The sequence below is a fragment of the [Ruminococcus] torques ATCC 27756 genome (genome assembly GCF_000153925.1).
Classification (GTDB): domain Bacteria; phylum Bacillota; class Clostridia; order Lachnospirales; family Lachnospiraceae; genus Mediterraneibacter; species Mediterraneibacter torques.
This window is the reverse complement of record NZ_DS264345.1, coordinates 66,516-86,726: the sequence shown is the minus strand read 5'-3', so window position 1 is coordinate 86,726 and position 20,211 is coordinate 66,516. Positions and strand designations below refer to the sequence as shown.

Genomic DNA, 20,211 nt, shown 5'->3' with positions numbered 1-20,211 from the left:
GAATTTATTTTATGCTTGACCGCGAAACATGCCGTGAACATATTTTATCCGAAGATTACCGCGACTTTATCGGAAACCATGTCCGAACTCCCTTTTTCAACAGTCTCATGAACGTGCATCGCTGTGAACAGGAAGCGGGATTTTCTTACAAATGCTTCTATCTTCCAAAGGAGATTTCCGACCCGATCACTCTGCCGAAATATTCATATGCTTCGATTCCGAACTGCTATTCGCCTCTTAATATGCAGACACTCAACGAAGCCGGAATCCTCCCTGTTCAAAACTACCCTACGCTTCAGCTTAAAGGACGCAATATTTTGATCGGATTTCTTGACAGCGGAATCGACTATACAAATCCGGTTTTTCAAAACTTAGATAATACAACCCGCATCCGCGCTATTTGGGATCAAACTGTGCAGACCGGAACAATGCCGGAACATTTTTCTTACGGAAGCGAATTTACGGAAGAACAGATCAACGAAGCTCTTAGATCGGATTCTCCGTTTGATCTTGTTCCATCCACTGATGAAACAGGGCACGGAACTTACGCCGCTGCCCTTGCATGCGGAAGCGCCGTTCCTGAAGAAGAATTTCTCGGCGCCGCACCTGAAGCCTCTATCGCCGTTGTGAAACTAAAACAGGCAAAGCAATATCTCCGAGACTATTATTTCATTCCTTCTGATGCCGAATGCTACCAGGAAACAGATCTTATGCTCGGAATCCGCTATTTAAACCTTCTTGCAGATTCCCTGAATCTTCCTCTTGTCATCTGTTTTACAGTCGGTTCTAATATGGGCGGACATATCGGGACGCTTCCGCTCCCGAATCTAATTGAAAATTATGGTTCGCTTGCCAATCATATCGCCGTCATCGGAACCGGAAATGAGGCGGATCAGCGTCATCACTATGCCAATACTTTAACGAACGGATCAAAAAACAAAACGGTAGAAATCCGCGTCGGAGAAAATGTTTCGGGATTTTCCATGGAATTATGGACAGATATTCCGAATACATCGTCCATATCCATTATATCCCCTTCCGGGGAAGACACCTCGCGAATCCCTTTTCATGCGGGATCAAGCGCAGAGCTTGATTTTCTCTTTGAGCGTACAAAGGTATCGGTCGATTACCGTATCCTCGTAGAAAAAACCACTTCCGAACTTGTATTTTTCCGTTTTAACAGCCCGGCGGCAGGCATTTGGAAAATCGTCATTGAACCGATCACCGTCACCGACGGTCAGTTTCACATGTGGCTTCCTGTCACGGAATTTATTGACGGAGAAGTGTATTTTCTTGAATCTGACCCCTATTATACTTTAACCAATCCCGCAAATACTCAAAGTCCCGTTGTCGTTTCCTATTATAACGGAACGACAAACGCCGTATCTCAAACATCAGGCAGAGGATATACACGATCCGGTCAGATCAAGCCGGACTTAACTGCTCCCGGGATTAATATACGCGGTCCTGTTTCCAACGGACGATTTGAAACACATTCCGGCTCCTGCGCAGCCTGTGCCGTCACTGCCGGCGCTGTGGCGTTGATGTTGGAATGGCTTCTCTATATTCAAAAAGCTCCGGGTATAGATTCCTTCCAAATCAGAAGTCTTCTCATACTCGGAGCTCTGCGTCCCGATACGATGGAGTATCCTAATCGTATATGGGGATACGGGCAGTTAAATCTTTACCATACATTTGAAGTGATGCGAAAATTATAACGATTTAAATTTAGCGATAGCGAACCTTTACATCGCCCTCCTCATTTATGACGGAGATCTTCTTTCCTGCATTTTTCTCTGATGCCGATATGCGGTAAGATACTTCTCCGTCTTCCTCTCTATACTGATCATGGGGAGTGTCTTTGGGCAGAGAAAGATCTCCGTATTCAATCTGCAGATCAACTTCATACTTTTCCAGTTCTTCGGGAAGAATAAGATCTACGTCTCCGCACTCGGCCTGGCAGGTCAAATTTTCCAGTTTTTGCGCATCCCAGCGAAGATCCCCGTATTCTAATGTCACATCTGCAAAAGAACAGGAAATTTCACTCGATAATACGTCTCCATCCAGCGCTTCCACTTTCATCTTTTCAAACAAAACCCGGTCTAATTCCACTTCTCCGCATTCCGACTGTACCGTAAACACCTTACCGGAAACATCGGAAATCGTGCTGTCGCCATACTCCGATTGTAATACAAACGTTTCCGCTTTCAGTCCATCTACAGATACATCTCCGTCATTTAAAATCAGTTCCATCGACGTTGTTTCCGACTGCTCTGTTTTTACATCTCCGCATTCTGACTGCACTGTAAACGTCTTACCGGAAACATTGGAAAGTGTACTGTCGCCATAATCCGATTGCAGCGTAAATGTTTCCGCTTTCAGTTTGTCTGCGAATGCATCTCCGTCGTTCAAAGTCAGTTTCATTGACGTTGTTTCCGACTGTTCTATTTTTACATTTCCGCTGTCCGCCTCGATCGACACTTTTTTTCCATTGACATTTGACCAGTTGACATTCCCATAATCATTGTATATATCTGCGGTTTCAAGAAGCGTTCCTTTCGGAATATAAACTGTAATGTAAGATTTTTCTCCTGATAGATTTTCTCCGAGGTTCAATCCGAACATACCTGTCATATATCCGTTGTGATCTTGCTGAGCAATAGAAAGTTTTCCATTTGTTAATTCACATTTAGGTTTACCGTAATTTCCGTCAAGTGTATATTCGACATAATATTTCTCATCTTTTGAAGCCATAACAACTACATCCGCTTCGCTTCCCACATAGAGACTCAGTTCTGAAAAAGGTTCGATCTCTTTCTTTTCCTGCCGATAAGGAGTTTTCTGCTCGTACGGTGAATGGATTCCGCCTTTTGTAAAAACAACTCCGGGCCAGCCGCCTAATGCGATTCCAACTCCCATAAAGACAACTCCTGTTCCGGCTGTCACTGCCGAAGCAATCAAAATCCGCTTAGTTATTTTTTTCATTTTTCTTTCCTCCCTTCATAATCTTTCCTAAAAGCTGAGCCACTTTATAAAGAAGCCATTTCAAGAAACAGAAAATTCCATATACAGACATAATTCCTACTGCGCCGCAGCAAAGACTGAATCCTAATGTCGCCAATCCATCCGGGAGACTTTGGATCAGCAGAGCCGCTCCTCCTATCACGCCGATCACCGCAGCTCCCGCCAGCGTAACCGCCGTAAGAAACAAGCCTGCAAACACACAGAAAACAGAAACAATCACGGCTGCGATCACACAGATCAAAGAAAGTGCGATCGGAAGTGCGATCGGCGCCGCGCAGATTCCGAGAATACCGATCCAGACTGCCTTAAAACTGTGTTTTACCGTTTTCGGCGGCTGCTCCATATTCTTTTCCGCCAGATTCATAATCAATTCTTTTGCCGCATCTTCCGGCGATCCAAGATCTTCGATCGCCTGCTGTTCATTCTCCTCTCCCGCCTCTGCAAAGTATTCCTCAAAGTAGTCTATCGCCTGATTGAAATCTTCTTTCGGTAGCCTTCTGAGACTGTATGACAATTTTTTCATATATTCACTTTTTGTCATGATAAATTCCCTCCCTTTACAATATCATCCACAACCGTCCGATAACGCTCCCATTCCTCTGTCAATTCTGCCAGATACTGTCTCCCGGCATCTGTGATCGTATAATACTTCCTGTTTCTTCCCTGAAACTGTCTATCATACGTTTCCACAAAATGATTTTCCTGAAGCCGCTTTAATATCGGGTACAACGCAGAATCTTTCATCGTAGCCGACGCTCTTTTAATGATCCTGCCGATCTGATAACCATACGCATCTTCTTCTGCAATCACAGAGAGGACAAGAAGATCGAGCATCGGTGCACTCAACGGTAATGTCATATTCTCACTCCTTTATATATGTTTTATTTATTTATATGTTTAATATATTTATATTATATAATATATAATATGAATGGTCAATATATATGTTTGAAAGTTTTTCTAAAGAAAATCAAAAGAAAAGCCGGAAGGCTCTGATCTATGACCAAATCTTCCGGTTTTACTCTCTCTTTTACGAATGATCCTCTTTCATCGCGATCGACTGCTGTCCCCGCAGTTTAATGACAGGACCTCCCGTACCTTCAATATACTCTCTTGTGATCGTCACTTCCCCGATGTTGTCATCTTTGGGGATTTCATACATAATATCCAACATAAACTCTTCGATGATCGCCCGAAGCGCTCTCGCCCCGGTATCTTTTTCCATTGCTTTTTCCGCAATCGTCTCAAGAGCGCCGTCATCAAACACCAGACTTACTTCATCAAGGGCAAGCAGCTTCTGATACTGTTTTAAGATCGCATTTCTCGGCTCTTTCAAGATCTTAACAAGCATATCTTTATCAAGACCTTTCAATGTAAATATGATCGGCATACGTCCGAGGAACTCCGGGATCATACCGAATTTTCTCAGATCTTCCACCGTCACTTTCGACAAAATGTCCTCGTCATGCTCATACTTATCTTTTAGTTCTGCATTAAATCCCATAGACGTTTTCTTTGTAAGACGCTCTTTTATAATATCTTCCAGATCCGGAAATGCGCCGGCACAAATAAACAAAATATTTTTCGTATTGACCGTTGTCAAAGGAACCATCGCGTTCTTGCTGTTCGCTCCGACAGGAACTTCCACTTCGCTTCCTTCCAAAAGTTTGAGCATTCCCTGCTGAACTGATTCCCCGCTTACATCTCTTTGATTCGACGTATGTTTTTTTGCGATCTTATCGATTTCATCGATAAAAATAATTCCCTGCTCCGCCCGTTCTACATCGTTGTCGGCAGCGGCAAGTAGTTTGGAAACAACGCTTTCTATATCATCTCCGATATATCCTGCTTCTGTCAGCGACGTAGCGTCTGTAATGGCGAGCGGCACGTCAAGAAGTTTTGCCAATGTTTTGACAAGATACGTCTTTCCGCTTCCCGTCGGTCCGATCATAAGCATATTCGACTTTTCAATCTCGATATCGTCCATTGTATCTGACGCAACCCGTTTATAATGATTATAAACGGCGACTGCCATCGCTTTCTTCGCTTTTTCCTGTCCGACTACATATTCGTCAAGTCTTGCTTTGATCTTATGAGGCGCCGGAATCTTCTTAATATCAAGTTGATGGAACTCTTTCGGCTTTTCTTTTTTCTTCTTGATCTTCTGCGCTTTAGGCTGCATATGATCCAAATCCGATAAATTAAGAAACTGTACCCCCGGCATGTTGACAAGCCGGCTCAGATCAACAGAGCCGTCTGTCATCGCATCAAAGCTTCTTTGCATACAATCCCGGCATACCGTAATATGATTCGGCATCTCGATCATCTTTCCCGCAACGCTTTCCGGTCTGTGACAGATGAGACAGATCTTCTCATATCCATCATCATCGTTGTCTTTTTCCGTTTCTTTTCCTCTTCCTTCTTTACTGCCAAATGGTCTTTTTTCTCTTCTTTGTCCACCTCGTCTGCCCCTGTGGACTCTTTTTCTTCCTCATCTACTAAAATGAAATCCTGATCTGACATAATTCTCCTCGTCTTTCTCTGACTGTTTTCATCTATATGGACATTGTGTTTATCCACTTTCTTTTACAAGTATTTTTTTATTATAGTACACTTGACTTCATTGTACAAATGAAGTTTTTGTAAAAATCGAATCCGCTTTTTTCTATTCATTCATCATTTGAAGGAAATCTTCTTCCGAAATGATCGGAATACCAAGTTCCCGTGCTTTTTTGTTTTTTGCCGTTCCCGATCCGGTATCGTTGTTAATCAGATAATTTGTCTTTGACGTCACGCTCCCCGTCACTTTGCCGCCTCGTTTTTCAATCTCTTCTTTTACCTGTGCCCGATTTACAAAATGCTCTACGCTGCCTGTAATGACAAAATTAACTCCCGCAAACTTCTGATCTTCTTCTGACGTTTCTTTCGTAAGTTCTACTTCTTTGAGGAGACGATCAAAAACATCTACATGCGCCGTATCTTTAAAATATTCGACAAATGTACCTGCTATCACTCCTCCCACACCCGATATCGCGCTTAATTCTTCTTCCGTCGCCCGGATGACCCGTTTTGGATCTTCTCCCAGCGCACGACAGATCATTTTTGCGTTTGAGATTCCGATGTTCGGAATCCCAAGACTGTAGATCAGCCTCGGAAGCGTTGTCTTTCTTGCATTTTCTATCCTTTTTCGCAGATTTTCATAAGATTTTTCTCCAAATCCTTCCATCGTCTTTATTTCCGCTTCATATCTGTCAAGATGGAAGATATCCGTAAAATCTTTGACATACCCGTTAATGATGAATTTTTCCAAAGTCGCCTCGGACAGTCCTTCGATATTCATAGCGTCTCTGCTTGCAAACAAACTGAATGACTTCACATGCTTTGCCTGACATTTCGGATTCATACAATACAGCGTTTTCGTATTATTTTCCATAGATATTTTTGTCGGCTTTTTACAGACAGGACATTCTTTCGGAATCTCGCTTACTCCGCTGCGCGTCAGATTTTCCGCAATCTGGGGGATGATCATATTTGCCTTATACACCGTAACCGTATCTCCGATCCCCAGTTCCAGTTCCTCCATAATACTGATATTATGAACGCTTGCACGGCTTACTGTTGTTCCTTCTAATTCTACAGGATCAAAGATCGCAACAGGATTGATCAGTCCTGTTCTGGACGGACTCCATTCAATCTCACGGATCGTCGTCTTTCGCACTTCATCCTCCCACTTAAACGCAAAGGAATCTCGCGGAAACTTTGCCGTTGTTCCAAGTGACTGCCCATAAGAAATATCATCATATATAAGAACAAGTCCGTCCGACGGCACTTCGTTTTCCCGAATATGCTCTGCAAACCACGCAACTTCATCACCGACGGTATCCCGGGTAACGAGATGATGCTCTACAACATCGAATCCTTGTTCCTGCAGCCATTTCAGTTGATATGCTCTTGAATTTTCAAAATCCACATTGTCAGCTTTCACAAGCGTGAACGCATAAAACCTTACATTTCTCTTCGCCGTCACTTCATTGTTTAACTGGCGGACCGATCCGCTGCACAAGTTACGGGGATTCTTGTATTTTGCATCGGCATCTCCGATTTCTTCATTGATCTTTTCAAAATCTTTATAAGAAATAACAGCTTCTCCCCGAAGCACAAGCTCCCCTTTAAACGGAATAGATAACGGAACATTACGAAATACTTTTGCGTTGTTCGTCACAACTTCTCCGATCTCCCCGTTTCCCCTTGTAACCGCTTTTTTCAAAACTCCGTTTTCATAAGTCAGAACAATCGTCAGACCATCCATCTTCCATGAGATCACCGCCTGTTGATCTCCCAAAAATTCCCTCAATCGTTCTACATCTTTCGTCTTATCAAGGGACAACATCGGCGTTTCATGACGCTCTTTCGGAAGCTCGCTCAAAACTTCATATCCCACATTGACCGTCGGGCTTGAGGCAAGCGTTGTTTCCAGTTCTTTTTCTAAGGACAACAGTTCGTCATAAAGACGGTCATACTCGAAATTGCTCATGATCTCCGTGTTTTCCTGTTCGTAAGCACGGCGCGCTTTATTCAGAAGTTCGACAAGTTCGCGCATCCGTTTCGTTTTCTTCTTCTTTTCCATCTTCTTCTCCAACAATTAATTTCTTTACGGTATCTTGACCGGTCATTTCAACATCTCATACAATTCTTCCAGTTCTTCGTCCGTCAGTTTTCGGTATGCTCCTTCTTTCAGACTCCCGAGACGAATATTCATAATCCTTATACGGACAAGATCTTTCACCTCATATCCGAACGCCGCACACATCCTTCTGATCTGGCGGTTCAGCCCCTGAGTCAAGATGATCGAAAAAGTATATTTCCCGATCTTCTTTACTGTACATGGTCTTGTGACCGTGTCAAGGATCGGAACTCCTTCCGACATTTTTTTTATAAATTGTTCCGTGATCTCTTTATCAACCGTAACTTTATATTCTTTTTCATGGCGGTTTGCCGCACGCATCATCTGATTGATGATATCTCCGTTGTTCGTCATAAGCAGAAGTCCGCGCGAATCTTTGTCCAGTCTGCCCGCATAAGTAACACGCACAGGGTAGTTCAAAAAACGAACGATACTGTCGCGTTCTCTTTGATCTTCGGTACAGACGATCCCTTTCGGCTTATTCACAGCTAAAACGATCATCTCATCTTGCTTTGACACTGTTTTTTTTCCGACTTTGACAATCTGCCCCGCCGTAACGCGCATCCCCATCTGCGCCGTCACTCCGTCTACCGTCACTTTACCGCTTTCAATAAGGCGGTCCGCCTCCCTTCTGGAACAAACGCCCGCCTCGCTTAAGTATTTATTCAGTCTTACCGACTCTTTTGCCTGTAAAAATTCTTCTCTGATCCGATTACTCACCAGTAAACACTCCACTTATATTATTGTCTGTAAAAAATGTATTTCCGCTATACAAGATCAACGCATCTGTTATGCGGTATGTGTCCATAATATCCTGCATCGTTCCGCTGTAATATCTTGGATCAACAACAACGATCTCTCTGTAATGAGGAGTTAAGAACGGAATAAAGCAGTCTGCAAATGAATCTTTCACCACAAGCAGTCTCTTCTGGCTCGTAGACACTGTCTTTATATCGATAACTGATGTATTCCCGCCTAAAAATACTCCGTACTTATCTCTTGTCTTTAGTTTGGACGAATCATAAAGAGAAGTTGTCTTTTTCGTTTCATTGACATAATTTACGATTACATCGTCATCGCCGTTTGTCGGCGCGTAAATATCGATTTTTTCTTTTTCATCCAGACCGCATCCGCTTTTTGACGCAAGAACACCGTTAAAATCATCTGTCACAGTATAGGAAACATAATCATCAGATACGTCTCCTTTGATCCCGAACAGCGAAGCCGTATCTTTGAACATATAAAACGCTCCCTGAGTCGTCCAGTGATGATCCGTTTTATAGTACAGCTTTTCTGACTTATGTTTATTCATAATAGAAACAGTATCTACCCAGTTGACCGTATCGCCCAGATTACGCTCTACCATACCGAACATCTGACGCTGATCTTCCACTGTCGCAAATGCAGGAAGACGATTGCTCAAAATACATGCCGCATCCGGAACAAGCATTACCGTCGTCGGAATGTTTTCATATGTCTGTGCAAAATTTTTCACCGCATTGATATTCGCTTCAAGCTGCTCTTTATCCGGAACTGCGATATCTTCTAATAGTTGTCCGCTTTTTCCGATGAACACGCCGTTTTCTTTTTTTGTTCCCGAAATCTTATCTGCGTTTACTTTTATCTTCCTCCAAAAGTTCCGTCCGAAAAACTGATCGCTTACATACTTTTCCCATTGTTCCATGTAATCTCCGGAAATGATCGAAGCTGCCGACGCTTTCGGTTTCGTCTCCAGCATCCTGTTTTCTTCTTCTGATTTTTCTTTGTTCGGAACGATCAGATTCACAAGTAAAATGAGAAAAAGACTTAATACAAAGATTTTTCCGATCATACTCTCAAGCTGACCTTTTCTTTTCCTGCTGTTCATAAGTATTCCCCTAAAATCTGAAATATAAAAATGGATTAAATGTATCTGTCACCAAAAATGCCACCGAAAGGAAGAAAATTCCAATATAGAGAACGGCTCCCACCGTCATTCTTACTGTTCGGTTGGCGGAAAAACGAACTGCGTTATTTAGCAGTTTTCTTCCGTAAGCTGTACTTCCCACCGCCGCAATGACAAACAAAAGCCAGTGAGTAAACAGAAGAAATGCGCCTTGCGCATCCGCTATTCCCGATCCTCCTCCGATCATCGCCCAAAGATACCGCAGAGCATACCCAAGACTCGGACTAAAGAAGAATACCCAGCCTACAAGGATGACTGCGCCTGCATAAATATGCTGGACCGGTTTCGGAAGCTGTTCGACGGAAGCACCCCACACATACTTTTCCATCACAAGGATCACGCCGTAATATACGCCCCATGCGACAAAGTTCCATGCCGCCCCGTGCCACATTCCGGTCAGTGTCCAGACAACCATCAGGTTAAATATATTTCTCGAAACCGAACATCGATTGCCGCCGAGAGGAATATATACATACTCTCTAAACCACGTTCCAAGAGAAATATGCCACCTTCTCCAAAATTCCGTTGCGCTTTTCGATACATACGGATGGTCAAAATTTTTCTTAAATTCAAATCCGAACATTTTTCCGAGGCCGATCGCCATATCCGAATATCCGCTGAAGTCAAAATATATCTGGAACGCATAAGAAAATACGCCGACCCATGCAGTTAAGACAGATAAACTTCCGGTTGACATCGCGGCGACTTCTTCAAACACCGCCCCCGTTGAATTTGCGATGATCACTTTTTTCGCCAGACCGATGATAAAATACATCGAACCTTGCCCCAGTTTACGAAGCGTGACTTTCCGCATTTTCAACTGTTCTTCAATATCCGCGTAACGGACGATCGGACCTGCGATCAACTGCGGGAACATACTGATATAAAGCGCAAAGTATAAAATATTCTTCTGCGGCTTCGCGTCTTTCCGATAGATATCGATCACATATGAGATCGCCTGAAACGTATAGAATGAGATTCCGATCGGCAGAGGGAGCACTCTGTAAGGAATGTCCGTCGTAAGAAAGGAATTAACTGTATCAAGCAAAAAGCCATAATATTTAAAAAATCCAAGTATGAGAATATTTGCCGTAAGAGCAAACACAAGACTTAGCTTTGCCTTTTTCGGATTGTCTGCATTTGCCTCGATATCCCGTCCGCAAAAATAGTTTAATACGATGGATAAGATCATGAGCACGACATAGACCGGCTCTCCCCATGCGTAAAAAAACAGACTCGCCAAAAGCAAGACGATATTTTTCGCCCCGTTCGGAACGAGATAATACACTGCCATTACGATTGGCAGAAACATAAACAAAAATGTGATACTGCTAAATAACATCCGCCTGTTCCCTCTCCCGATTTATAAACTGTTGTTAAATATTTCTAAATATTTTTCTGCTCCCGGCGCAGCGGCAAAAAATACATATTTACCGCGCACGCTTTTCTTTGCATCTTCCAATAACTGCACCGATTCCGGCGCATACCCCTCAAAATCATTCATCCTTGTTTTGATCCGTTCTTCGATCGCACTTGAAATTTCCGCGGTCTGCGTTTCACTTTTTGCTTTAATAAGAAGAACTTCTTCAGATGAAATACTAAATTCCGACGAATAATACATAACGCCGTCATAATCTGCCGCATTCAGTCCAAAGTTACGTTTTAATGCCGTCCCGTCCTGACGCTTCATATTTTCCTTATCAAGAGATGCTTCCACAGACTTCTCCACTTTCTCAAAAGGGCGATTGCTGCCGCTTGTATAGATCAAAAGAAGTGCAACGAATCCGACGATCAGAAGCAATGTCACATAGCGCATCACCCGGATAGTTATTTTCTTCCACTGACTCATAAGCCTGCCACCTCCGCCATTTTTTCAGCCCAGACCGGATAGAAAGACGCCTTAAAATGTATGCCGTCCTGCTCATAATATTCGTCAGACATAAGATCCGAACTGTCGATAAACGCTATCCGCTTTTTATCACATAACTCTTTTAGTTTCTCGTTGAAATTTTCTATTTCTGCAAAAACAGGCTTTTCTTTCACTGCCTTTTCCTGCACCGGAAAAATTGCGTTCACAAAAATATGCGCTCCCGGCACGCTCTTTTTCAGTTCATCCACAACTGCTCCGTATTGTTTGACAAACTCGTCCGCATCACCGTTTGTATGCTCGACATCATTCATTCCGAGAGACAAAAATATGATCCCGGGACTTAATTTTTTCACCTGTTTGATCTGCTCGTCCAACTCATCCAAATGTACTCCGATCTTTGCTACAACGCTGGATGTGTTCAAAATGTCATATTCTGTAAATCCTTCCGTAATAGAGTCTCCCACGATAACCGCGCCCGTAAACTTTTCTTTCAGACTCCGTTCCCCGGTGCCTTCTTCTCCGTCTTTTTTTTCAAGCAGTTCGATTTTTTTCTCAATCGCCGCAATATCTCCTTTTTCTTCTCCGTGAATATATTCCAGTCCTGCCGATGTGTCCGCTTTCTTATAAAAAAGTCCCCGCACGCCCTGCACGATCAGCACAATGACAAGCGCTGCCGCAAGAACACATACCGCAAGAACGATCTTCCTTTTTGTTTTCTGTTTTATTTTCTTCATTTATATTGTTTCCCCATTATAATACTCATTTTATTTTACAAATAAAAATAACCCAAGATAATAATACTTTTTTTAGATTAAAAAGTCAATGACGGCACATCCGTTTCGTGGTACAATCAGTATGACCCTGTCATATCAAAAACATGGCAGGTAAAATGAACAAATATACAATGATAAGGAGTCTTTCCATGATCGCATTTTCATTGACAAATATAAAAGATTTCATGTCGCACCTTCTGTTAAATGAAACATTTGATCATTTTTCATTTATCGAAGGAGAGATCACAACATTCAATACATTTCACATTGACGGCTTTATCAAAAAAGAGTTCTTTGACTCTAACTCCGTCCTTCCCGAATACTCTTATTGGAAAAATGTAAGAAACTTCTGCTTTTCCCTCATCAAAGGAAAACGGACTCCTCTTGCCTTCCAATTCGTATTCAGCCTTGCTCCGAAGAACATCGAAACGCTCCTCTTGCAAAACGATCTTTCCGTTCAGGCGGACGCTGTGCAGGGACTCTATCTGAACATCCGCTACAACGGAGAAACATTGACATGTATTACCGGAACTTCCTTCAAGACTTTTACGATGGATAAAACATTAGAACATGCATGGGATGAAATGACTGAAAATTTCTTTAAGAAAAAAGGGATTGATTTTGAATTACTAAATTGACAGAAATAAAAAACGGTTTTAATTTAGCAGCCTGTATAAAAAACTATACAGGCTGCCTTTATCATTATCATTTTATTTTGTGAGTAAAAGCATGATCTCGTTGCTTCTTTGTACAAACGCCGTCATTTCTTCCGGGCTTAAAGGCTTATGAGCAAGCATTGCAAGATCATAAAGCTGTTTACAGATGACAGTTACATTCTCGCTTTCTTTGTTCTCTGTCAGGAACTTCACAAGCGGATGGTTTGCGTTGAGTACAAGTGTCGCCTTGCTGCCGAACATAGCCGAATCCATTCCGCTCATACCGTACATCTTCATCATCTCTTCCATACGGCGGTTTTCTTCTGACAAAACAGCCATAGACGCCACTTTATCGTCTTTAAGCTTTTCCACTTTCACATCGAGCTTATCGTCATTTAGTTCTTTTCGGAAGATTTCCACGAGACTGTCTGCCATTTTTCCGAAAGATTCTTTCTCGTCTTCTGCAACTTCATCTTTCAAAGACTCATGTACATCGGCATCGATTCTTAAAAATCTGACGTCTTCATGTTTCTGTTCCAGATAAGTCACAAACGCAGAATCAATATTATGTGTCAGTACGATCGCGTCTTGTCCCTGTGCCTTGAACATATTGATGTATTGGCTCTGCTGAACTTCGTCTGTCACATAGTAAACCGACGTTTTCTCAGGCTCTTTATCCTGATCGTCCGTATCTGTCTGCACATCTGTTTCCGCTGCCGCCTCTTCGGCTGTCTCTTCTTCTGTTCCTGCAGCTTTACTTTCATTTATAATATCTTCTAATGTCAGATATTTGTGATCCAGGTTTTTGTAGATCATCGAATCTTTCATCTTCTCGCCGAATTTTTCATCTTTCAGACATCCGAATTTGATAAACGGACTGATGTCATCCCAGTATTTCTCATAATTCTCTCTGTCTGTCTTAAACATTCCCGTCAGCTTATCCGCCACTTTCTTAGAAATGTAATCGGCAACTTTATTGACGAATCCATCGTTTTGCAGGGCGCTTCTTGATACATTAAGCGGCAGATCCGGACAGTCGATCACACCTTTGAGAACCATAAGGAACTCCGGAATCACTTCCTTGATATTGTCCGCGATAAAAACTTGATTGTTGTACAGCTTGATCGTTCCTTCGATAGATTCATATTCCGTATTGATCTTCGGAAAATACAAAATTCCTTTTAAGTTAAACGGGTAATCCATATTCAAATGGATCCAGAACAAAGGCTCTTTATAATCCATGAACACTTTGCGGTAAAAATCAATGTATTCTTCCTTTGTGCACTCGCTCGGACTCTTGCTCCACAGCGGATGAGTATCGCTCAAAGAAACAGGGCGTTTCACGATCTTCGCTTTCTTTTTCGGTTCTCCTTCTTCGCCTTCTTTTACTTCTTCCGTAATATGCTCTACGACTTCGTCTGTGTCAAGCACATCCTCCTCATCGATCGTTTCATACTCCGGCTGCGCATTTGCTTTGGAAAGGAAGATTTCAACAGGCATAAAAGAACAATATTTTTCAATCACTTCTCTTGCGCGGTATTCATTTGCAAACGCAAGACTGTCTTCATTTAAAAACAGTGTGATCTCTGTTCCGACCGTCTCTTTATTTCCTTCCTGCATCTCATATTCCGTACCTCCCTGACTTGCCCAGTGTACGGCAGATGCGCCTTCTTTATAAGACAATGTGTCGATCTGAACTTCATCCGCCACCATAAACGCAGAATAAAATCCAAGTCCGAAATGACCGATCATATCGTCTTCTGTCGTTTTATCTTTATATTTTTCAAGAAACTGTGTCGCTCCCGAAAATGCGATCTGCGTAATGTACTCTTCTACCTCTTCGGCTGTCATACCAAGACCGTTATCGATAAATTTCATTGTCTTTTCTTCCGGATTGACAATTACTTCGATCTTTGCCTTATAATCTTCGGGAAGTTCATATTCTCCCATCATATCAAGCTTTTTCAGCTTCGTAACCGCATCGCAGCCATTTGATATAAGTTCCCTCACAAAAATATCATGATCCGAATACACCCATTTCTTTATAATCGGAAATATATTTTCGCTGTCGATCGATAATGTTCCTTTTTTCACTGCCATTGTAAACACTCCTTATCTTTTTTTGATTTTATGACTTACGCATCTCCCGGTATACTTTATATACATCGGCTTCATGCGATCTGTTTTTTATGTCTAACAGACATTCTAGTACGGCAATATTTAAAAGTCAATAGAAAATCAGCACTCTTTTGTGTTGAGTGCTAATAATTAATATTATTTTTAGAAAGTTGCGGAAAATATGTTATTTGTACTATAATATTTGATAAAAAAAGAAGGGGGAATATTTCTCATGGATCAGACATCTTCAGACAATCGAACGGATCAACCGTTTACAATCCGCAAGGCAGAAACTAACGAGGATCTTCAAGAGATCGCCGCTTTGGCAGATGTGATCTGGCATGAACATTTCACGCCGATCATCGGCAAAGAGCAGGTAGAATATATGCTGTCACGTTTTCAGTCTTATCCGGCTTTACAAGATCAGGTTCTTACCGGATACGAATACTACCGGCTTCTCGGCAACCGAAAACTGTGCGGATATATGGCGATCAGGCAGGATCAGGACGGAAGGATGTTTTTGAGCAAACTGTACATTGCCAAACAATACCGCGGCAGACATTTAGCCGCATTTTTGTTTGATTTTCTAAAAAATTTATGTCGGCAGCGAAATTGTTCCGCCATTTGGCTGACATGTAATAAGCACAACGATCACTCTCTGAACGTATACCGTCACTTTGGTTTTCAGACGATCGACGCTCAGAAAAATGATATCGGAAACGGCTTTTTCATGGATGATTACATTATGGAATATCGGCTGTAAATACTGTGACATAACAATCCCCTTAAACAGGTTTTCGTTTCCTTGCCTGCCTAAGGGGAATATGTCAGCATCTTTACTTTTCTTTTTTGCCTTTACAGCTTATACTGTCTCCGGTTCGTCATATGTTTCTCCGAACAATTCTACAGTCACCTTTTTCATTCTCTGCTCTTCAAGCGGACGATCGCTGTAATCTGTTGCGGTTTCTGCGATCTTATTTACAATATCCATTCCTTCCGTGATCTTTCCAAACGCCGCATAAGCGCCGTCCAGATGCGGTGATTTTTCATGCATGATAAAAAACTGGCTTCCCGCAGAATCAGGATGCATTGCACGAGCCATGGAAAGAACTCCCGGATCATGTGCAAGATCGTTTTGGAAACCGTTCTGTGCAAACTCGCCTTTGATCGCGTATCCCGGACCACCCATTCCGTTTCCGTTCGGACATCCGCCCTGGATCATAAATCCGCGGATCACACGGTGAAAGATCAGACCGTCGTAAAATCCTTTATTAATCAATGAAATAAAGTTATTTACCGTATTCGGCGCAATCTCGGGATAAAGCTCCGCTTTCATGATATCGCCGTTTTCCATCTCAAATGTAACGATTGGATTTGCCATAATTTTATTCCTCTTTTCTTTACTGTTTTCATCGCTTATAACAGTGCTATTGTATCTGATTTCTCATTTTTCGTCAACATGTACACTTTCCGCCGCTTTTTTTAGTCACTCATGACATTGTTCTGTTTCTGGCTTACGGTTATACTTATCTCATAAGAAAAATCCAGAAAAACAAGTTTATTTTTAGGAGGAACATAAAATGGCAAGTTTATCACTTAAAGGCGTTCAGAAAATTTATCCGAACGGATTCCATGCAGTAAAAGATTTCAACCTCGAAATCGCAGATAAAGAATTCATCATCTTCGTCGGTCCGTCCGGATGCGGTAAATCTACAACACTTCGTATGATCGCAGGTTTGGAAGATATTTCCGACGGAGTATTCAAAATCGACGGAAAAGTTATGAACGACGTAGAACCGAAAGACCGTGATATCGCAATGGTATTCCAGAACTACGCATTGTATCCGCACATGACAGTATATGATAATATGGCGTTTGGTCTGAAACTTCGTAAAGTACCGAAAGCAGAAATCGACAAAAAAGTCCGTGAAGCGGCAAGAATCCTTGACCTTGACAAACTGCTCGACCGGAAGCCGAAGGCTCTTTCGGGAGGACAAAGACAGCGTGTTGCCATGGGACGTGCCATTGTTCGTAATCCGAAAGTATTCCTTATGGACGAACCTCTTTCCAACCTTGACGCAAAACTGAGAGTCCAGATGCGTATCGAGATTTCAAAACTTCACGAAAACCTCGGCGCAACGATCATCTATGTAACACATGACCAGACAGAAGCCATGACTCTCGGAACGAGAATCGTCGTTATGAAAGACGGAGTCGTTCAGCAGGTCGATACACCGCAGAACCTTTACAATACACCGTGCAACCTGTTCGTTGCAGGATTTATCGGATCTCCTCAGATGAACTTTATGGATGCCGTATGCTCTGTAAAAGGTGATGATGTAACATTGACTGTAGGAAAACATGTATTAAAAGTTCCTGCTTCCAAGAAACAGGCTCTTATCAACGGAAACTATGACGGAAAAACAGTTGTTCTCGGCATCCGTCCTGAAGACGTACATGATTCTCAGGCATTTATCAGCAATTCACCGGACAGCATTATTGAATCTGAGATCAAAGTATACGAATTGCTCGGCGCTGAAGTATTCCTTTACTTTGACGTGGAAGGAACACAGATGACAGCTCGTGTAAATCCTCGTACGACACTGCGTACAGGCGATAAAGCCGTATTCGCGCTTGATATGGAAAAAATTCACGTATTTGACAAAGAAACCGAGTTGACGATTACAAACTAATGATTTAAAATCAAAACAGCAGTTACATAGTGTCAGAACGCCCGGTTTGATCAGGATCTCATTTCTGACAATACTGCTTATAATAAGAATTTAAAGGGGGCTGCACTTATTACAGGTGCGGCCTCTTTATTCAAAACGAGGTTAATCTATGGGAGAAAATACTGAACAGACTACAAACCGCAAAACAGAAACTACAGCACAGATGAATGAACTAAACAAAGCTCTGCTTGAAATTAAAAAAAATTACCGGAATCTCGCTTGAGGTATCCGGTGCAGCGCCTGAACAGATCGAACCTGCGCTGACACAGATCCACTGTCTTTGCACAGCTTACAAAGAAAAATATAACCGCACTGATTTTCTGCAGGGACTGATGACCGGGAATATCCCGCACTATGAAATTTCCGATCGGGCATCGAGACTTCACATTGATCCGGAGGAAAAACGAATTCTTTTCCTTATAGAAGGAAAACACTTTGATGAAACTTCAGGCGCAATATTGAAAAATCTACTGTCCTGCCGTTCAAAAACTTATATCGTTCCCCTTACGGAAACGCTGCTTGCAGTCATACGTCCGCTTTGCCAAAACGAGACGTTTGAAGATATGAGACATATTGCGGAGACGATCGTTGATACGCTCAATACCGAGGCGCTTATCCGTGTCCGCCTCTCATACAGTTCTGTAATGAACACGCTTGCCGATATTCAAAAAGCTTTTCAGGAAACGAATCTTGCGTTGAAAGTCGGAAGGCTCTTTTATTCAGAACAAAATATTTTCCCGTATAACGAACTCGGGATCGGCAGACTGATCTATCGTCTTCCTGTTTCACTGTGCGAGAACTTTCTGTCTGAAATATTCGGTTCTCCTATACCAAAAACGCTTGACCCCGAACTTATGGCAACAGTCAACCGTTTCTTTTTAAACAACTTAAACATTGCCGAAACCGCCAGACAACTCCATATGCACAGAAACACTCTTATCTACCGTCTGGAACAGATTGAAAAACAGACAGGTCTGGATCTTCGTCTCTTTGACGACGCCATGACATTTAAGATCGCTATGATGGTCATAAATTACTTGAAAGGAAACAAATAACTATGAATGACGCATTATATGAACAACTCGTACCCCGCAAACAAAAAACTTCCGGCATTCTCATCAGCATACTTATCATCGTTCTTGCAGTCGCTGTTGCTGTTTTAGGAATGCCTCTGGTCGGTTTTCTGTCATTTCTTATCGCAGTTTTGATCCTGATGATCGCTTTTTATTTTATCTTTCCAAAGCTCAATGTGGAATATGAATATATGATCTTAAACCATGATCTTCAGATCGATGCCATTTACAACAAGTCCAAAAGAAAACATATGCTCAGTTTTGATATTCAGTCTGCCGAGATCATTGCTCCGAAAAAATCTCCGCGGCTGAACGCTTTCCATCCTGACAAAACATATGATTTCACTTCAGGAAATGAAAATGCCGACGTCTATGCCGTTATGATTTCTCTCGATCAGAAAAACTCATGCGTATATATCGAACCTGACAGGAAAATGATCGAACATATGAGACAATGGATGGGGTCAAAGATGTTTTTAGATTAAACGTGACGTGCAATACGATCTGCAAAAAAATTCTTCTTTTTTAGCAGTCTGGCAGGATCGGTATCAATATCCGATCCTGCCAGACTGCTGTTTTTATTATATAGCATGCTATTATATTTATCTTGCCGGGAAAACTTTCATGATAGCGCCTGCCACATTTGAAATCGGCATTGTCTGAAGCCATACCCGTCCCGGTCCTGTAATTACCGTATTAAACAGACCTTCGCCTCCGAACATCATGTTTTTGATTCCGGGCACTGTGCGAATCTCCATATTGCATGTCGCCTCCATAGCGGCAAGGTAACCTGTATCGACTACGATCTGTTGTCCCGGCTGGAGTACATACTCTATGACAGATCCGTCAAATTCAAGAAACGCCAGACCATGTCCCGAAATTTTCTGCATGATAAATCCTTCTCCGCCGAACAGACCGGAACCTAATTTTTTCTGGAAAAAGATCGATAATTCAACGCTTTCCTGCGCCGCCAGAAAACCTGCTTTTTGCACAACTATCTCTTTTCCCGGAGCGATCTCCCAAGGTCTGATCTGTCCCGGAAAACTGGATGCAAACGCGATCATCCCCGGACCGCCTTCCGCTGTATAACGGTTCTGGAAAATCGCCTCTCCTGCGAACATTCTTCCGAGCGCTTTTCCGACCCCGCCGTTTGACGTCGTTTCCATCTTCATGTTCGGTGACATCCAGCTCATAGAGCCTTTTTCTGTAATCATCGTTTCTCCTGCGTCCATAAAGCAGACTACTACCGGAAGTTCTCCGCCTTTAATCTCATATTTCATCTTCTTTTCCTCCCTTTTCCCATTCTTTATGCCAGCATATTTTTCTTATTCTGTCT

18 protein-coding genes and 1 pseudogene are annotated in these 20,211 nt (G+C 42.3%); 6 read left to right on the top strand and 13 right to left on the bottom strand.

What is annotated here, in order from left to right; all coding sequences use genetic code 11:
• Window positions 1-11: 11 nt before the first annotated feature.
• Window positions 12-1,718 (top strand): S8 family peptidase, encoded by a 1,707-nt coding sequence (locus tag RUMTOR_RS01605; RefSeq protein WP_009243336.1) that lies wholly within the window; start codon window positions 12-14, stop codon window positions 1,716-1,718.
• Between the two features lie 10 nt (window positions 1,719-1,728).
• Here RUMTOR_RS01605 and RUMTOR_RS01600 read toward each other — a convergent pair whose 3' ends face one another.
• The 10 genes and pseudogenes from RUMTOR_RS01600 to RUMTOR_RS01555 all read right to left on the bottom strand — a co-directional run bounded on the left by RUMTOR_RS01600 (window position 1,729) and on the right by RUMTOR_RS01555 (window position 12,257).
• Entirely contained in the window at window positions 1,729-2,985 is a 1,257-nt protein-coding gene (locus tag RUMTOR_RS01600) for a DUF4097 domain-containing protein (protein ID WP_004845276.1), read from the bottom strand.
• Window positions 2,969-3,565 carry a DUF1700 domain-containing protein gene (locus RUMTOR_RS01595; RefSeq protein WP_004845275.1) on the bottom strand — a complete coding sequence of 199 codons (597 nt, stop codon included), beginning with the start codon at window positions 3,563-3,565 and terminating at the stop codon, window positions 2,969-2,971. Before RUMTOR_RS01595 ends, RUMTOR_RS01600 begins: the two co-directional genes overlap by 17 nt.
• On the bottom strand, window positions 3,562-3,882 hold the full coding sequence (locus RUMTOR_RS01590; RefSeq protein WP_004845274.1) for a PadR family transcriptional regulator: 321 nt from the start codon (window positions 3,880-3,882) through the stop codon (window positions 3,562-3,564). The genes RUMTOR_RS01595 and RUMTOR_RS01590 overlap by 4 nt, the downstream gene beginning before the upstream one ends.
• Window positions 3,883-4,054: 172 nt before the next feature.
• Window positions 4,055-5,547 (bottom strand): annotated as a pseudogene (gene clpX / locus RUMTOR_RS01585) (ATP-dependent Clp protease ATP-binding subunit ClpX).
• A gap of 142 nt (window positions 5,548-5,689) precedes the next feature.
• Window positions 5,690-7,651 carry an NAD-dependent DNA ligase LigA gene (gene ligA / locus RUMTOR_RS01580; protein ID WP_004845271.1) on the bottom strand — a complete coding sequence of 654 codons (1,962 nt, stop codon included), beginning with the start codon at window positions 7,649-7,651 and terminating at the stop codon, window positions 5,690-5,692.
• A 42-nt stretch (window positions 7,652-7,693) separates the two neighbouring features.
• On the bottom strand, window positions 7,694-8,428 hold the full coding sequence (locus RUMTOR_RS01575; RefSeq protein ID WP_009243339.1) for a pseudouridine synthase: 735 nt from the start codon (window positions 8,426-8,428) through the stop codon (window positions 7,694-7,696).
• Entirely contained in the window at window positions 8,421-9,575 is a 1,155-nt protein-coding gene (locus RUMTOR_RS01570; RefSeq protein WP_004845268.1) for a DHHW family protein, read from the bottom strand. Before RUMTOR_RS01570 ends, RUMTOR_RS01575 begins: the two co-directional genes overlap by 8 nt.
• Before the next feature lie 10 nt (window positions 9,576-9,585).
• The gene (locus RUMTOR_RS01565; protein ID WP_009243340.1) at window positions 9,586-10,995 is read right to left on the bottom strand and encodes an MBOAT family O-acyltransferase; all 1,410 of its coding nucleotides are present in this window, start codon (window positions 10,993-10,995) and stop codon (window positions 9,586-9,588) included.
• 21 nt (window positions 10,996-11,016) lie between these two features.
• Window positions 11,017-11,502, bottom strand: a complete 486-nt coding sequence (locus tag RUMTOR_RS01560; protein WP_004845266.1) for a DUF4358 domain-containing protein — start codon at window positions 11,500-11,502, stop codon at window positions 11,017-11,019.
• Window positions 11,499-12,257, bottom strand: coding sequence for a GDSL-type esterase/lipase family protein (locus tag RUMTOR_RS01555; RefSeq protein ID WP_004845265.1), 759 nt, complete (start codon window positions 12,255-12,257; stop codon window positions 11,499-11,501). The genes RUMTOR_RS01560 and RUMTOR_RS01555 overlap by 4 nt, the downstream gene beginning before the upstream one ends.
• Before the next feature lie 188 nt (window positions 12,258-12,445).
• On the opposite strand from RUMTOR_RS01555, the gene RUMTOR_RS01550 reads away from it, so the two are divergent.
• A complete protein-coding gene (locus tag RUMTOR_RS01550; RefSeq protein WP_009243341.1) occupies window positions 12,446-12,934 on the top strand; it encodes a DUF5721 family protein in 489 nt (162 codons plus the stop codon).
• Between the two features lie 72 nt (window positions 12,935-13,006).
• Here the strand turns inward: RUMTOR_RS01550 and htpG are convergent, their stop codons facing one another.
• Entirely contained in the window at window positions 13,007-15,052 is a 2,046-nt protein-coding gene (gene htpG, locus RUMTOR_RS01545; protein WP_004845263.1) for a molecular chaperone HtpG, read from the bottom strand.
• Window positions 15,053-15,302: 250 nt separating this feature from the next.
• Here htpG and RUMTOR_RS01540 point away from each other — a divergent pair, with 250 nt between their 5' ends.
• The gene (locus RUMTOR_RS01540; RefSeq protein WP_004845262.1) at window positions 15,303-15,833 is read left to right on the top strand and encodes a GNAT family N-acetyltransferase; all 531 of its coding nucleotides are present in this window, start codon (window positions 15,303-15,305) and stop codon (window positions 15,831-15,833) included.
• 99 nt (window positions 15,834-15,932) lie between these two features.
• Here the strand turns inward: RUMTOR_RS01540 and RUMTOR_RS01535 are convergent, their stop codons facing one another.
• Entirely contained in the window at window positions 15,933-16,451 is a 519-nt protein-coding gene (locus RUMTOR_RS01535) for a peptidylprolyl isomerase (protein WP_004845261.1), read from the bottom strand.
• Between the two features lie 199 nt (window positions 16,452-16,650).
• Here RUMTOR_RS01535 and RUMTOR_RS01530 point away from each other — a divergent pair, with 199 nt between their 5' ends.
• The 3 genes from RUMTOR_RS01530 to RUMTOR_RS01520 all read left to right on the top strand — a co-directional run bounded on the left by RUMTOR_RS01530 (window position 16,651) and on the right by RUMTOR_RS01520 (window position 19,360).
• A complete protein-coding gene (locus tag RUMTOR_RS01530; RefSeq protein WP_004845260.1) occupies window positions 16,651-17,763 on the top strand; it encodes an ABC transporter ATP-binding protein in 1,113 nt (370 codons plus the stop codon).
• Window positions 17,764-17,990: 227 nt separating this feature from the next.
• Complete coding sequence (locus RUMTOR_RS01525) at window positions 17,991-18,857, top strand: PucR family transcriptional regulator (protein ID WP_114148660.1); 867 nt, start codon at window positions 17,991-17,993, stop codon at window positions 18,855-18,857.
• A gap of 2 nt (window positions 18,858-18,859) precedes the next feature.
• Window positions 18,860-19,360 (top strand): DUF6106 family protein, encoded by a 501-nt coding sequence (locus RUMTOR_RS01520; protein WP_004845257.1) that lies wholly within the window; start codon window positions 18,860-18,862, stop codon window positions 19,358-19,360.
• Between the two features lie 117 nt (window positions 19,361-19,477).
• On the opposite strand, the gene RUMTOR_RS01515 is transcribed toward RUMTOR_RS01520, so the two are convergent.
• A complete protein-coding gene (locus RUMTOR_RS01515; protein WP_004845255.1) occupies window positions 19,478-20,155 on the bottom strand; it encodes a TIGR00266 family protein in 678 nt (225 codons plus the stop codon).
• Window positions 20,156-20,211: the final 56 nt, after the last annotated feature.